This window comes from Rhodoferax sp. OV413, assembly GCF_900104385.1.
Classification (GTDB): Bacteria; Pseudomonadota; Gammaproteobacteria; order Burkholderiales; family Burkholderiaceae_C; genus Rhodoferax_B.
Genome location: NZ_FNJA01000001.1, coordinates 1,246,009 through 1,260,476, shown reverse-complemented (window position 1 = coordinate 1,260,476; position 14,468 = coordinate 1,246,009). Strand labels below are relative to the sequence as shown.

Genomic DNA, 14,468 nt, shown 5'->3' with positions numbered 1-14,468 from the left:
GAAAAGCGGCGAAAATAGCCCCCTAGCCCTGATCCGGACCCGTGTGCCGTAGGGCACGGGTGGCTGCTTTGGCCACTTGTTTTTTTACCCTGTGCGGGCATCTACCTGTGTGTAAATGCCCGTCGGTCTACCCCAAGAATAAGTTCATCCATGTTTGGTTTCTCCAATCCCAAAACCGCGCCCGCCACTCCGTCCGAAAAGCCTGCTGTGACCACACCCAAATCCAACGAACCACATCCGCTTGACGCTTTGACCGGTGGCGCCTTCTCGGCCCACACCGCCGGCGAACGGGCCCAGCGCATCCGCGACTGGCTGGTCACCAACCCCAGCTATGAGCAGATGCACGAGGTGTTCCAGGAGCTCAACGGGCGCGACCGCGGCGCGGCCAAGCCGCTGCGCGAAAAGCTCGACGAACTCAAGCGCACCAAGGGCGCCGAAATCATCGCCGCCGAATGGGCGCGCAAAGCCACCGCTTTGCTGGCCCTGCCCAAGCTGAACATGGCCGACGCCATGGCCTGGCAGCGCGATGCCGCCAAAGCCGGCGCGCCGCTGAGCAAGGAGCCCCTGGCCGCCCTGAAGGTGCAGCTGGCCGACCGCGTCAAAGGCATTGAAGACCTGCAGCACCGCGTGCAAGTCCAGCGCGAAGCCGCTGTGCTGCTGGCCCAGCGCATCGAAGTGCTGTCCACCAAGCCCTGGCGCGACGCCCAGACGGCACTCGAAGTGCTGCGTACCGACGTCCAGCACTGGCAAGACCAGGCCACCCAGCTGGCCTCTGATGCCAACTGGACCAGCGTGGACGGCAAATACCCCACCATGCTCGACGCCTCGCGCGGCCAGCTGCTAGTCGTGTGGGACGCGTTCCAGGCCGCACTGGCGCTGACCGTGGCCGCCGATGCCGACGCCGCTGCACCGCTGCCACCCGTCAATGTGTGGGCCGATGAATTGCGCGTCGCCCGCGGCGTGCCGCTGGAAGCGGCCAAGCCAGCCAAGCAGGCCAAGGCGCCGGTTGATCCGGCCCTGCGCGAAGCCGCCAACAAGGCCGTGCAAGAAGCGCTGACCAAGGTCGAGCAAGAAGTGGCTGAAGGCCATGGCAAGGCCAGCGCCGGTGCGGCTGCCGCGCTGCGCAATGCGCTCAAAGAACACAACCGCCTGGTCGACGACAAGCTGGGCAATGCTGCGCAAGCCGCGCTGGCCGCCGCTGGCGAACTTGAAGGCTGGCAACGCTGGCGCGCCGACCAGCTGCGCGAAGAATTGTTGATCAAGGCCGAAGGCCTGCTCAAGCGCCCCGACGGCCACGCCCTGGGCGGCCGCAAGATGCAGGACACCTTGCGCCAGATGCGCGAGCAGTGGAAGCAGACCGACCAAGGCGGCGTGCCCAACCACGCGCTGTGGAAGCGTTTCGACGACGCCTGCAACGAGGCCTACAAGGTCGTCGAAGCCTGGCTCGACAAGGTCAAGACCGACGCCGTCGCGCACAAGGCCCAGCGCCTGGCGCTGATCGAAGAAGTCAAGGCCTGGGCCGCCGAGAACGTGACGGCCAAGGACGGCGACTGGAAGGGCTTCTCGCGCATCCTGCACCAGTTCGGCGACCGCTGGCGCGATGCTGGCCACCTGGGCGAAAAAGCCTTTGCCGAAATGCAGCCGCTGTGGAAAGAGGCGATCAGCCTGGCCGCCGCGCCGCTGGAAAACCTGCAAAAAGCCAGCGTTGACCGCCGCCACGCCATGATCGAAGAAGCCAAGGTGCTGGGTGCCGCGCCGGTGCTGCGTATTGACGCCGTCAAGGCCTTGCAGCAACGCTGGCAGGCCGAGGCGCAAAGCGTGCCCATGGACCGCAAGTTCGAGCAAAAGCTGTGGGACGCGTTCCGCAAGCCGCTGGACGACGCCTTCAACCGCAAGACCGAAGAGCGCGAGAAATCCGCTGCCGCCCTGAGCGACCGCGACCGCATGGTGCTGGAAGCTGCCAAGGCCCTGGACGCCGCCAATGCCAGCGGCGACGCGCAGAAGATCCGCGCCGCCATGGCCGGCCTGGAAGCCGCCTTGCGCGGCCAGGCCCTGGCCCAGGCAGCTGTCAACGCCGACAAGGCCGAAGCCGTGGCCCAGTCGGCTGTGCAAGCCGAATCGCAAGCCGCTGCGCCGGAAGCCGCTGCCGCTGAAGTTTCTGAAGAAAATCCGGCTCCAGCGCAGGCAGAGTCTGCACCAGAAGCTACGGAAACTGTAGCGGATGCCGAGCCTGCAGCCGAAGCCGCTCCGGTCGAGCCACCCAAGCCCGTGCGCAAGCCGGTGGTGGCGATGCGCGGTGACGACCGCCCTGGCATGAAGAAGTCCGAGCCGGTGCAAGCCGGCCGCGGCGGCAAGTTTGGCGACCGCAAGGACGGCCCACGCGGTGCGCCACGCCCTGGCGACAACAAGTTCGAGCCGCGCCGCGATGACCGTGGCCCGCGCGATGGCGGACGTGATGGTGGCCGCTTTGGCGACCGCCCGGCGTTCGAAGACCGTGGCCCGCGCCTGGGTGATGCGGCCTTCCGCGCCCAGCGTGACGCGCTGGAAAACGCCCAGCACGCCCTGAAGAAGCTGGCCGCCCAAGCCCATGGCGAAGTCCTCACCGATCTGTTGACCGCCTGGGAAAAGCGCGATGTGGAGCAGTTGCCCAGCGTCCATGCCCTGGGTCATGGCGTGAACCCCGCTACCCGCAGCGCCTGGTCGCAAAGCATCAGCGCGCCGGCCAAGGCCGACGACAAGGCCGCGGGCGAAGCCCTGCTGCGCCTGGAAATCGCCGCCGAAGCGCCCACGCCGGCCGAACTGGTCAGCGCCCGCCGCATGCTGCAGCTGCAACTGCTGACCAAGCGCAACGACCCGTCTCCCGCCCAGACCTGGGCCCAGGACACGGCCAAGGTGCTGGCCAGCCCGTTCGACGCCGGCAATGCGCGCCGCATGCAGACCGTGCTGAAGGTGCTGTTGAAGCGCTGATGGTTGGGGCCTGCGGGCCCGAACGAAAAAAGGCTACCGGGGGTAGCCTTTTTTCATGGTCGCTGGGTAGCGTCAAAGCTCCAGGTCGACCCACAGCGCCGCGTGGTCTGACGCGGCTTCGTCGGCATTCGTCAGCTCGGGGAAATGTGGCCACAGCGTGCCGTTGGCGCCGCCCCACATGCCACGGCGCTCGATACCGGCGGCCGTGACCTTGGCGAACAGATCGGGCGACAGCAGGATGTAGTCGAGCTTGGCACTGGCGCCGCAGTTGCCGTGCGTGCCCGGCTTGCCGCCGCTGGCGTAGGCGGGGTGGCTGCTGATGTCCTTCAGCAGCGAGCCCTGCCGCAGCAGCGGGTCCATCGGCCCGTTGGCCGGGATTTCGTTCAGGTCGCCGACCACGGCCACCAGGGTTTCGCCGGCCAGCAGGTGCGCGTCCACCAGCTCGCGCACGCGCTGGGCCTGGCGCTTGCGCTTGGCATCGTTGGCCGCCTGCGTGCCATAGCCCTTGCTTTTGAAATGGTTGGCCAGCAGCCACAGGCGCTTGCCCTGGGGCAGGCCGATCTCGTATTCGGCGCAGTCGCGGCTGAAGATGGTGCCCTTGGCGTCTTGGTCGTCCACATGCGAGCGGATCGACAGGATGGGGTATTTGGCGCGGGTCATCAGGCCGACATCGATGCCGCGGTCGTCGTTGCCGTCGACCAGCATCACGTGGTCGAAGGGCTTGCCGGCCACCTCGATCAGCACCTGCTCGTTGAACAGGCGCAGCACCGTGCGGTCCTCGGCCTCGATCACCACCTGCAGGTCGGCGGCCACCGCATGCAGCACGCGGGCGGTGTTCAAGGTGGCGACCTCGTTGACCGGCTCGGTCTTCAGCTCGACCCAGCCGATCCAGCTCTTGCGGCCGGCGGCCACGATGCTGGCTTCGCCGACCCGCGGGCGCTTGATCAGGCTGCCGCGGATTTTGCGCAGCAACAACAACGGGCCTTCGTCGGTCTTCAGCAGGCCGTTGTCGGCCATCAGCTTGAGCATGCGCTGCTTGTCGGCCGCGCTGTAGCGCGGTTTCTCGAACAAGGCGTTGAGTTCCTTGTGGGCTTCCAGCGCGGGCTTGCCCTCGGCCCAGTCGCTGCCGTTCAAGGCCTTGGCCCGGTCGAACATGTTTTCAACATTGAAGCTGGCGAGGCGCATGAGAGGCTCCCGGTCGGATTGAGGTGTGCAAGCCTAAACCGATTGGTAGCCCTGCGCATCCTCTTATTTGCGGACGGGCGCCGAGCGCCTCAACCGGCTTCGCAGCCCAGTACCGCGCCGCGCAGCTGCGGACCCCGGCGCTCCAGCCAGGCAGAGTAGGCGGTCACGCCCAGCGCCAGCACGGCCACGCCGGCCGCCACCAGGGGCAGGGCTTGCAGCGACCAGCCTATGTCGATGGCCGCGCCGCCCAGCCAGGCGCCGGCGGCATTGCCCAGGTTGAAGGCGCCGATGTTCAGGGTCGAGGCCAGGCCGGGCGCACTGCCGGCTTGCGACACCACCCGCACCTGCAGCGGCGCACCGGTGGCGAACGAGGCCATGCCCCAGACCATCAAGGTGATGACCGCCGGCCAGAGCCAGGCGCTGGTGAACGAGAAGACCACCAGCACTAGCGCCACCGCCGCGAAGATGCCCATCAGCGAGGGCATCAGCTTCCAGTCAGCCAGGCGCCCGCCGACCAGGTTGCCGATGGTCAGGCCGACGCCGCACAGCAGCAGCACGCCGCTGACGTTCTGCGGCGCCACGCCGGTCACGTCGCGCAGGATGGGGGTGATGTAGGTGAACACGGTAAACAGCGCGGCCGAGGCCAGTGCGCTGGTGCCCAGGGCCAGCCAGACTTGCTTGATCTTCAGCACCCGGAACTCGCCCAGCACGCTGCCACTGAGGTTCTGGCGCAGCGCCGGCACCCAGCGCAGCACGGCCAGCATGGCCAGCACGCCGATCACCGCCACCACCCAGAAGGTGGAGCGCCAGCCGGTCTGCTGGCCCAGCAGGGTGCCCAGCGGCACACCCAGCACATTCGCCAGGGTCAGGCCGGCGAACATCAGCGACATGGCCTGGGCCCGCTTGTGCGGCTCGACCACGCTGGTGGCCACCACCGCGCCGATGCCGAAGAAGGCCGCATGGCAGAACGAGGTCAGCACGCGCGCCACCATCAGCCATTGGTAGTCGGGCGCCAGCGCGCAGCCCACGTTGCCGAGTACGAACAAGGCCATCAGCCAGGCCAGCGTGGTCTTGCGCGGCAGGCGCGCGGTGGCCACCGCCAGGATAGGCCCGCCGACGGCCACCCCCAGCGCATAGGCCGAGACCAGCATGCCGGCCGAGGGGATGGACACCCCCAGGTCGCCGGCCACTTCGGGCAGCAGGCCCATGATGACGAATTCGGTGGTGCCAATGCCAAAAGCGGCAATGGCCAGGGCCAGCAAGGGGAGGTTCATGGTGCGGATCGGGGGGCGGAGCCGCAGCAGGCGGCGGGGTGGGTCTACGTGGAAACCCTGAATTCTAGGCCGATCGGCAGATTTGTGCAGGCGCCGAATTTATGGGCCTTTTAAGCTGTTTGCGCAATATCTATATGCGCAAGCAGCTATCTATTGTGTAGCGCCTCTAGCGCCCTCTCAAAAGCTGACGCCGGCCACCAGGATGATGTTGGCGTAGGGCGTGCATTCTCCTGTGCGCACCATGGCGCGGGCCTGGCCGCAGAGTTTTTTGAACTCGGTATGGCTGATGTTTGCCGGCTTGGCGGGCAGTTGGTCGGCGCACCAGGCGGGCAGCTGGCGTTCGTCGCCGACCAGGGCTTCGGTGGCGATGATGCTGGCCTCGACCTGCAGCTCGGTCAGCACGGCTTGCAAGACTTGCTGCAGACCCGGTGTGCCCGGGCAGAGCGCCAGGTCGATGCGCTGCGGCGCGCCCGGGCCGACCGGGATTGGCAGGCCGGCGTCGCCCAGCACCAGCATGTCGCCATGGCCCATGCTGGCAATGACCTGGGAGAGTTCGGCGTGGAGCAGGGTGGTACGTTTCATGGTGAAGGTGGGGAAGCGGTGGATGCGCGCACGATCAGCTCGGGCTGCAATAAAACTTGTTTGGCATCGAGCCGGCCGCCCTGTATGCGTTCCAGCAGCATGTCCACCGCCAGCATGCCGATGCGCTGCTTGGGCTGGACGATGGTGGTCAGCGGCGGGCTGGTGAAGCGGGCCAGTTCGATGTCGTCAAAGCCGATGACCGACAGGTCTTGCGGTATGCGCAGCCCGGCCTCGTGTGCGGCGCTCAGTGCGCCTATGCCCATCAAATCGTTGCAGACGAATACAGCGGTCGGCTGTTGGCCTGACTGCAGAATCTCCTGCATCGCGGTAAAGCCGCCCTGGCTGCTGAAGTCGCTGTGCCAGAGCAGGTCGTTGGCTTCCAATTCGGCCGCAGCCAGCGCATTGCGCCAGCCCTGGATGCGCTGGGCGCTGGGGCTCAGATCGGCCGGCCCGCCGATGCAGGCGATGCGCCGGTGGCCCAGCGCCACCAGGTGTTCTGCGGCCATCTGGCCACCTTGCACGTTGGCGGTTTCCACCAGGTCGCAGTGCACATGGGTGACCTCGCGGTCCAGCAGCACGGTGGGCGTGGTCAGGCCTTGCAGCAGGTCGTGCAGGTCGCTGTCTTCGCCGGTGGAGATGATGATCAGGCCGTCGACGCGTTTCTCGGCCAGCACCTTGAGGTAGACGCTTTGGCGTAGGGGCTCGTCGTCGGTGTTGCACAAGATCAGCGTGTAGCCGCTGGCGAAGCAGTGGTCTTCCACGCTGCGCACGATCTCGGCGAAGTAGGGGTTGGAGCAGTTGGGGATCAGCATCCCCAGGGTGCGCGTGGTATTGCTCTTCAGGCTGCGCGCCACCGCGCTGGGCACATAGCCGAGTGCGCGGATGGCGGTCTCTACGTCTTGCCGCGCCTTGTCGCTGACAAAGCGCGTGCGGTTTACCACATGGGAAACTGTGGAAATGGATACGTTGGCGTGGCGGGCAACGTCTTTGATGGAGGCCATGGGGTGCTCAGTGGGCGCGCGCGGCGCGGCGCTGCCGCAGTGTATCGATGATGACGGCGACCACGATCACGCAGCCGGTGATGATGCGCTTGCTCGGGTCGCTGACGCCCACCTGGGCCAGGCCGGCTTCCAGCACGGCGATGATCAACACGCCGAAGAAGGTGTTGATGACCGAGCCGCGCCCGCCCATCAGGCTGGTGCCACCGATGACCACCGCGGCAATTACCTGCAGCTCGATGCCGGTGCCGGCGTTCGGGTCGGCGGCTTCGAGGCGGGCCGACTGCATCAGGCCCGCAAAGCCGGCCAGCAGGCCGGTGGCGGCAAACACCGCGATGCGGATCGGGCTGGGGTTGATGCCGGCCAGGCGCATGGCTTCCTCGTTGGTGCCGATGCCGACCACATAGCGGCCGAACACCGTCTTGGTCAGCACCAGCTGGCCGACGACGACCAGCGCCACGGCGATGAAGAAGGCCGACGACACGCCGCCCACCCAGGGCGCGGCCAGGCCGGAGATCGCGTCACCCACATACTGGGTGCGCGAGTCGGTGGCCACATAGGCGCCACCGCGCACGGCCTCCAACATGCCCAGCGAGACGATGAAGGACGGCAGGCGCCAGATCACCGCAATGCTGCCGGTGATGGCGCCGCAGGCCAGGCCGACCAGCAGGCCCAGCGCCGCAGCCGGCAGCACGCTCCAGTGCCAGAGCAGGATGGCGTTGGCAGTGGCCGCCGCCGACAGCGCCAGCACCGAACCGACCGACAAATCGATGCCGGCAATGATCAGCACGAAGGTCATGCCCACGGCCATCACCAGCAGCGCCGGGATCTCGTTGGCGATGGCGACAAAGGTGTCGGCGCTGAAGAAGTATTCGCTGAGGTTGCCGAACAGCACGACCATGCCGATGAGTACGGCGCTCAGGCCCAGGTAGGTGCCGAGCTGGCTGCTGGTGGGGGATTTGGTGGAAGTAGACATAGTGAAAATTTGGGGTTCAACCGTGGGTGCCATTCAGGGCGGCGGTATCGGTAAAGGCGGCGGCCAGCAAGGATTTCTCGGTCCACTCGCCGCGCTCGAACACCGTGACCAGGCGGCCATGGGCCATGACGCCGATGCGGTCGCACATCTGCATCAGCTCGCGCAGATCGCTGGAGACCATCAGCAAGGCCTTGCCGGCCTCGGCCATTTTTTCCAGCTCGGCATAGATGTCGGCGCGCGCACCCACGTCGACGCCGCGGGTCGGTTCGTCGAGCAGCAGCACATTGCATTCGCGGTGCAGCCAGCGGGCGAACACCACTTTCTGCTGGTTGCCGCCGCTGAGGGTGCCGACCGGCTGCTCTGGTCCGCTGCAGCGTATCGACAGGCGCTGCACCATGTCCAGCGCGATCTTGTCTTCGCGGACGCGGTCCAGCCAGCCGGCGTTTGACACGGCGCCCACATCGCTGAGGGTGGTGTTGATGCGGATCGGCTGGCTCAGCAGCAGACCCTGGGATTTGCGGTCTTCGGTGACCAGGCCGATGCCGGCGGCAATTGCCTCGATCGGCGAGCGCCAGCCTTTGTGGCTGGTGCCCTGGATAGTGATCTCACCGCTATCGGCGCGGTCAGCGCCAAACAGCAGGCGCAGCAGCTCGGTGCGGCCGCTGCCGACCAGGCCGGCAATACCGAAGACCTCGCCAGCGTGGACTTCCAGGCTAACGTCCTGTACGGCGCTGCCGCGGCCTAGGTTTTTCGCGCTCAGCAACAGCGGGCCGCGTGAACGCCGGGGGCGGTCCATGTCCTGGTCGACCGCGTGGCCGACCATTAGCTGCACGATGTCGGGCTCGGTCACGCTGTGCATGGGGCAGGTCTTGACCAGCCGGCCGTCGCGCAGCACAGCCAGGGTGTCGGCGATCTGGATCAGTTCTTCGAGCCGGTGCGACACATAAACGATGGCCACGCCCTGCGCCTTCAGCAGCGCGATCTGGTCAAACAGATGGCGGGTTTCGCGCGGCGTCAGCATCGCGGTGGGCTCGTCGAGGATCAGCACGCGGGTGTTGTCCTGCAGGTTGCGGGCAATCTCCACCATCTGCTGCTGGCCTATGCCCAGCTGCGACACGGGTGTGCGCGGGTCGATGTCCTCAATACCCATCTTGGCCAGCTGGGCCACGGCGCGGGTATTCAGCTGTGCATGGTCTATCCAGTGCCCGCGCCAGCGGCCGCGGTGTGGTATGGCGCCGAGCAGCAGGTTTTCGGCCACGGTCAGCGTCGGCACCAGGCTCAGCTCCTGCATCACCATGCGCACGCCCAGCGCTTCGGCGTCGCGGCGTGAGGCCGGGGCGAAAGCCTGGCCGCCCAGCAGCAGCGTGCCCTGGCTGGCGTGCTCCAGGCCGGAGATGATTTTCGACAGCGTGCTTTTGCCGGCGCCGTTCTCGCCCGTCAGCGCCAGCACTTCGCCGGGATGCAGCGGCAGCGACACGCCGTGCAGCACGGTGTTGCTGCCGTAGGTTTTGCTGACCGACTGGATGGTTAAAACGGGGGAGGGGGTCATGGAATTCGGGAATGGAGGTGGCGCGGACGAATGCCGGCGCCACGGGGGAGCCAGCTTACTTCGTGTCTTTGGTCACCAGCACCACGTCGGTCTGGATGGCCGCTGGCATTTCTGCTTGCTTCTTCTTCTCGGCAATTGCCTTCAAAGCGATTTCGATGCCGAACACTGCTTGCTTGGCACCGTACTGGTCGGCGGTGGCCAGCATGCGGCCGTCTTTCAGCATGGGCTTCACGGCGCCGATGTTGTCGTAGCCGACGACTTGCACCTGGCCGGTCTTGCCGGCGGCCTTGACGGCAGCCACGGCGCCCAGGGCCATGCTGTCGTTACCGGCCAGCAGGGCCTTCAGGTCTGGGTGTTCGCGCAGCATGCCGGAGGCCACGGTATTGCCCTTGTCGATTTCCCAGTTGCCGGACTGCACGCCGACCACGGTGGCGCCAGCGGCCTTCATCGCGTCTTGGTAGCCCAGGGTGCGCTGTTGTGCATTGAAGGTGGTGGACACGCCTTCGATGATGCCGACCTTGTCGCCCGCCTTCAGGCTCTTGGCCAGGAAGTCACCGACCAGCTTGGCGCCCGCGCGGTTGTCCGGGCCAGCGAACGGGATCTGGATACCCTTTTCTTTTTGCGCATCGGCGTCGAGCTGGTTGTCGATGTTGACCACCAGAATGCCCTTGTCGATGGCGGTCTTCAGCACCGGCACCAGGGCCTTGGAATCGGCCGGGGCGATGACGATGGCGTCGGCCTTCTGGGCAATCATCTGCTCGACCATGCGGATCTGGGCCGCGGTGTCGGTTTCGTTCTTGATGCCGTTGGACACCAGGGTGTACTTGGCGGCGTTGGCCTTGTTGTGGGCCTTGGCGCCATCTTCCATGGTGCGGAAGAACTCGTTGGCCAGCGACTTCATCACCAGCGCCACTTTGGGCTTGTCGGCGGCGAAGCTGGGGCCGGCGAACAGGCCGGCCATGATGCTCAGGGCGAGGGTGGTTTGGACGGTGCGGCGGGTGAATTTCATGTGTATGTCTCCATGGCGTTGTGAAAGTTACAGCGGGCGAGCGAGGGCGGCGGAGCCGGTCCGGGCGGGCTTCTGTGGCGCGGATAATAACAAAGCAAACGTTTGCGCAAACGTTTTCTATCTACGGACAAACCCGCAGAAATGGGTAAAGCCGCTGATACATCTTGCCGCGGTGAACGCCATGGGCCGTGCCATTTGCTACTTTTTTGGTAGCTGTTGGCGCAGAATTTGTATGCGCTAGAGCATGATTTTGCTTATAGTCTTCGACAGCACCGGGGACCGCGTTCCCGGTGCTCCAGAGCCTGATTACAGCGCATCCCCTGGCCGGTGCTTGCTATAGAAACTGCTTTACATGGCGCTGCGGCGTGGCAGTATGCGTACAGCGCGCTGGCGGGTGGGCGCGACGTACATGGACCCAAAACCTCTAAAAAGAAAGTTGGCGCGATGCAATTCCTTCTCAACCTGAAAATCGGCCAACGCTTGGCGGCTGGGTTTGCCATCGTCATTGGCCTGCTTGTCGCCATGGCGGCGGTGGGCATCAGCCGCATCAACGCCGTCGACCAGAACACCGAAACCATCTTGCACGACCGCTACCACAAGGTGGCGCTGGCGCAGAAGATCGAGAACGAGGTGAACCGCCAGTCCCGCGCCTTGCGCACGGCCCTGATCGCCAGCGAGCCAGCGGTGGTGCAGAGCGAGTTGGCCACGGTGGAGAGTTCGGTGGTGGTGGTCGGCAAGGCGGTAGACGAGCTGCAGACCATCGTGCACAGCGACAAAGGCAAGGCCGCGCTGGCCAGCATGCTGGCAGCACGGACCGACTTCAAGAAGCATGAGCACGAGCTGCTCGAACTGCTGAAGGCCGGCAAGATCGACGAAGGCCGTGTCTACCTGGTCAAGGAGATGTTGCAGCCGCAGAATGCCTATCTGGCGGCCATAGAGGGCTTTGTGAAAAGCCAGACCGACAGCATGGAAGAGTTTGGCGCCCAGGCGGCAGCCATGGCCCATGGCGCCAATGTGCTGATGCTGGTACTGACCGCCGCGGCCACGCTGCTGGCCGTGGGCCTGGCGTACGGCTTGACGCGCTCCATTACGCAGCCGATTGGCCGGGCGGTGCAGGTAGCGCAGACGGTGGCAGCGGGCGACCTGACTTCGCGCATTGACGTGACTTCCCGAGATGAAACCGGCCAGCTGCTGACCGCGTTGCAGGCCATGCAGGTCAGCCTGTTTCAGGTGGTCGGGAAGGTGCGCATCGGGTCCGAGACCGTGTCCCACGCGAGTGCGGAAATCGCCGGCGGCAACCACGATCTGTCCAGCCGCACCGAACAGCAGGCCAGCGCGCTAGAGCAGGCCGCCGCTTCGATGGAAGAACTCAGCTCTACTGTCGCCATGAACGCAGAGAGCGCCCGCAATGCCAACCAGCTGGCGCTGAACGCCTCCCGCGTGGCGACGCGCGGCGGCGAGGTGGTGAACCAGGTGGTGGAAACCATGCGCGGCATCAACGACAGCTCGAACAAGATCTCCGACATCATCAGCGTGATCGACGGGATTGCGTTCCAGACCAATATCCTGGCACTGAACGCCGCCGTGGAAGCCGCGCGGGCTGGCGAGCAGGGCCGCGGCTTCGCGGTGGTGGCCAGTGAGGTGCGCAGTCTGGCCAGCCGCAGCGCCCAGGCGGCCAAAGAGATCAAGGCGCTGATCGGCGCCAGCGTGGAGCGCGTAGGCCAGGGCACGGTGCTGGTCGATCAGGCCGGCACCACCATGGCCGAGGTGGTGGAGTCCATCCAGCAGGTGACGCAGATCATGGGCCAGATCAGCGCGGCCAGCTCCGAACAGGCCACCGGCATGGCGCAGATGGGCGAGGCCGTCAATCATATGGACCAGGCTACGCAGCAGAACGCCGCCCTGGTAGAAGAAATGGCCGCCGCCGCCAGCAGCCTGAAGAGCCAGGCCCTGGCGCTGGTGGAGTCGGTGGCCGTGTTCAAGCTCGGCGCCGGCAACCAGCTGGCCCTGGGGCGCTAGCTAATTTTTAGCCAAACAGGCCGCTGGCGCAGGTAAATCCAGCGCTGGCAGCTATGGATTCAATAGCGTGTGGTCAGTGGCGTACGCTGGCCATCACCGCGGCAAAGCCGACAAACACGCCGCCGGTGGCGCGGTTGAAGGCTTTCAGCACGGTAGCCCGGCGCAGAAAGCGGGCCAGGGTCTTGCCGCTGCCCGCATACACCAGGTACCAGCCGGCTTCGATCACCGCAAAGGTCAGTAGCAGGATCGCAAACTGCGGTAGCTGGGGTGTAGCCGCGTCGATGAACTGCGGCAAAAAGGCCACGGCAAACAGAATCGCCTTGGGGTTGCTGCCCGCCACCAGCACGCCTTGGCGGAACAGGCTGCCGTAGCCGGGCATGGGCGCGGCCTTGGCGACTGCGCCGCCCGCGTCCTCGGCCACCGGCTCGCGCCAGCACTTGATGCCCAGGTAGGCCAGGTAGGCGGCGCCCAGCCAGCGCAAGGTGTTGAACACCGCCGGAAAGCTCTGCAGCAGCGCGCCCAGGCCGGCGGCCGAGACGCCCATCATCAGGACCATCACCAGCATGCAGCCGCCCATGGTGGCCAGCGCCGCCGCGAAGCCGAAGCGCGCGCTGGATGTCATCACCAGCAGCATGTTCGGGCCGGGCGTGGCCGACACCACAAAGGTCATCATCAGAAACAGCCACCAGGTATGCAGGCTCATGGGGTACTCCAGGGGTAAGCCCGCTATCTTAGCCAAACTGGGATTTTTATGCTTTTCAGGGCTGTGGCGCTCTACTTGCCTGCGGAAGCAGATATGTTTTTTGTAGTGCTACAGCGAGTCGGCTACAGCCGCTGCCCGCTGTCGGCGCCAAACAGCGAGATGCGTTGCGCGTCGCAGCGCACGCCCAGGGTGTGGCCGCGCTGGTGCGGTGTGTGGCTCTCGGCGATGGCCGACATGGCTGTGCCGCCCAGGTCCAGCCACAGCACCACGCTGGCGCCCATGGGTTCGGCCAGGGTCACGGTGGCCTGGCCGAGTGCCGGTTGCTCCAGCGGCACGAGCTCGATGTGCTCGGGCCGCATGCCCAGCACCACCTGCTGGCCTATGTGCGGCTCGGCGGTAAACGGATAGGCGCTGACGTCGATGCTCAGAGCCGGCGAGCGCCACAGCAGCCGGCCGTTGTCGGCGGCCAGTACACCGTCAAAGAAGTTCATGGTCGGCGAGCCCAGGAAGCCCGCCACGAAGCGGTTCACCGGCCGGTCGTAGACCTCGGCCGGCGTGCCGATCTGCTGGATCTTGCCGTCCAGCATCACCGCGATGCGGCTGGCCAGGGTCATGGCTTCGGTCTGGTCGTGGGTTACGTAGACCATGGTTTTGCCGATGTCCACGTGCAGCTGCTTGAGTTCGCGGCGCAGCTCGTTGCGCAGCTTGGCGTCCAGGTTGGACAGCGGCTCGTCGAATAGATAGACACCGGCATCGCGCACCAGGGCCCGGCCAATCGCCACCCGCTGGCGCTGCCCGCCCGACAGTTGCGAGGGCTTGCGCTGCAGCAGCGGGCCCAGGTGCAGCATGGTGGCGGCGCGGTCGACGCGGCGCGCGATCTCGTCTTTGGGGATGCCGGTGATGCGCGGGCCGAAAGACATATTGCGCTCCACCGTCATGGTGGGGTAGAGCGCATAGCTCTGGAACACCATGCCGATGGACCGGTCCTTGGGGTCGGCCCAGGTCACATCAACGCCGCCGATATGGATGGCGCCGTCATGCACGTCGATCAGGCCGGCAATGCTGTGCAGCAGGGTCGATTTGCCGCAGCCCGAGGGGCCGAGCAGCACCAGGAATTCGCCGTCGACGACCTCCAGGTCCATGTTCTGCAGGATGTCGATATTGCCCAGACGGATGTGGAGCTGTTGGATGGAAACGCTTGCCATA

Annotated in this window: 11 protein-coding genes; 2 read left to right on the top strand and 9 right to left on the bottom strand. The window is 65.9% G+C overall.

The window, feature by feature from the left end:
* Positions 1-150: 150 nt before the first annotated feature.
* Positions 151-2,967, top strand: a complete 2,817-nt coding sequence (locus BLT66_RS05760) for a DUF349 domain-containing protein (RefSeq protein ID WP_092756556.1) — start codon at positions 151-153, stop codon at positions 2,965-2,967.
* Between the two features lie 72 nt (positions 2,968-3,039).
* Here the strand turns inward: BLT66_RS05760 and BLT66_RS05755 are convergent, their stop codons facing one another.
* The 7 genes from BLT66_RS05755 to BLT66_RS05725 all read right to left on the bottom strand — a co-directional run bounded on the left by BLT66_RS05755 (position 3,040) and on the right by BLT66_RS05725 (position 10,540).
* Positions 3,040-4,152, bottom strand: coding sequence for an endonuclease/exonuclease/phosphatase family protein (locus BLT66_RS05755; protein ID WP_092756554.1), 1,113 nt, complete (start codon positions 4,150-4,152; stop codon positions 3,040-3,042).
* Between the two features lie 89 nt (positions 4,153-4,241).
* Positions 4,242-5,426 carry an MFS transporter gene (locus BLT66_RS05750; protein WP_092756552.1) on the bottom strand — a complete coding sequence of 395 codons (1,185 nt, stop codon included), beginning with the start codon at positions 5,424-5,426 and terminating at the stop codon, positions 4,242-4,244.
* Positions 5,427-5,603: 177 nt separating this feature from the next.
* Positions 5,604-6,008: a D-ribose pyranase gene (rbsD, locus tag BLT66_RS05745; RefSeq protein WP_092756550.1), complete on the bottom strand. Its 405-nt coding sequence runs from the start codon at positions 6,006-6,008 to the stop codon at positions 5,604-5,606.
* Positions 6,005-7,009, bottom strand: a complete 1,005-nt coding sequence (locus BLT66_RS05740) for a LacI family DNA-binding transcriptional regulator (RefSeq protein ID WP_092756548.1) — start codon at positions 7,007-7,009, stop codon at positions 6,005-6,007. The genes rbsD and BLT66_RS05740 overlap by 4 nt, the downstream gene beginning before the upstream one ends.
* Positions 7,010-7,016: 7 nt before the next feature.
* Positions 7,017-7,982, bottom strand: coding sequence for an ABC transporter permease (locus tag BLT66_RS05735; protein WP_255406782.1), 966 nt, complete (start codon positions 7,980-7,982; stop codon positions 7,017-7,019).
* A 16-nt stretch (positions 7,983-7,998) separates the two neighbouring features.
* A complete protein-coding gene (locus BLT66_RS05730; protein WP_092756544.1) occupies positions 7,999-9,531 on the bottom strand; it encodes a sugar ABC transporter ATP-binding protein in 1,533 nt (510 codons plus the stop codon).
* Between the two features lie 55 nt (positions 9,532-9,586).
* A complete protein-coding gene (locus BLT66_RS05725) occupies positions 9,587-10,540 on the bottom strand; it encodes a sugar ABC transporter substrate-binding protein (protein ID WP_092756542.1) in 954 nt (317 codons plus the stop codon).
* A 444-nt stretch (positions 10,541-10,984) separates the two neighbouring features.
* Here BLT66_RS05725 and BLT66_RS27390 point away from each other — a divergent pair, with 444 nt between their 5' ends.
* A complete protein-coding gene (locus tag BLT66_RS27390) occupies positions 10,985-12,559 on the top strand; it encodes a methyl-accepting chemotaxis protein (protein ID WP_092756540.1) in 1,575 nt (524 codons plus the stop codon).
* A 73-nt stretch (positions 12,560-12,632) separates the two neighbouring features.
* Here the strand turns inward: BLT66_RS27390 and BLT66_RS05715 are convergent, their stop codons facing one another.
* Both BLT66_RS05715 and BLT66_RS05710 read right to left on the bottom strand, forming a co-directional pair.
* Positions 12,633-13,262: a LysE family translocator gene (locus BLT66_RS05715; protein ID WP_092756538.1), complete on the bottom strand. Its 630-nt coding sequence runs from the start codon at positions 13,260-13,262 to the stop codon at positions 12,633-12,635.
* Positions 13,263-13,384: 122 nt separating this feature from the next.
* Positions 13,385-14,467, bottom strand: a complete 1,083-nt coding sequence (locus tag BLT66_RS05710; RefSeq protein WP_092756536.1) for an ABC transporter ATP-binding protein — start codon at positions 14,465-14,467, stop codon at positions 13,385-13,387.
* Position 14,468: the final 1 nt, after the last annotated feature.

What these genes read in the sequence shown, in the direction of transcription:
- BLT66_RS05730 (WP_092756544.1), bottom strand. Translation starts at nt 9,531, where the DNA reads ATGACCCCCTCCCCCGTTTTAACCATCCAGTCGGTCAGCAAAACCTAC.
- BLT66_RS05715 (WP_092756538.1), bottom strand. Translation starts at nt 13,262, where the DNA reads ATGAGCCTGCATACCTGGTGGCTGTTTCTGATGATGACCTTTGTGGTG.
- BLT66_RS05760 (WP_092756556.1), top strand. Translation starts at nt 151, where the DNA reads ATGTTTGGTTTCTCCAATCCCAAAACCGCGCCCGCCACTCCGTCCGAA.
- BLT66_RS05740 (WP_092756548.1), bottom strand. Translation starts at nt 7,009, where the DNA reads ATGGCCTCCATCAAAGACGTTGCCCGCCACGCCAACGTATCCATTTCC.
- BLT66_RS05750 (WP_092756552.1), bottom strand. Translation starts at nt 5,426, where the DNA reads ATGAACCTCCCCTTGCTGGCCCTGGCCATTGCCGCTTTTGGCATTGGC.
- BLT66_RS05755 (WP_092756554.1), bottom strand. Translation starts at nt 4,152, where the DNA reads ATGCGCCTCGCCAGCTTCAATGTTGAAAACATGTTCGACCGGGCCAAG.
- BLT66_RS27390 (WP_092756540.1), top strand. Translation starts at nt 10,985, where the DNA reads ATGCAATTCCTTCTCAACCTGAAAATCGGCCAACGCTTGGCGGCTGGG.
- rbsD (WP_092756550.1), bottom strand. Translation starts at nt 6,008, where the DNA reads ATGAAACGTACCACCCTGCTCCACGCCGAACTCTCCCAGGTCATTGCC.
- BLT66_RS05735 (WP_255406782.1), bottom strand. Translation starts at nt 7,982, where the DNA reads ATGTCTACTTCCACCAAATCCCCCACCAGCAGCCAGCTCGGCACCTAC.
- BLT66_RS05710 (WP_092756536.1), bottom strand. Translation starts at nt 14,467, where the DNA reads ATGGCAAGCGTTTCCATCCAACAGCTCCACATCCGTCTGGGCAATATC.
- BLT66_RS05725 (WP_092756542.1), bottom strand. Translation starts at nt 10,540, where the DNA reads ATGAAATTCACCCGCCGCACCGTCCAAACCACCCTCGCCCTGAGCATC.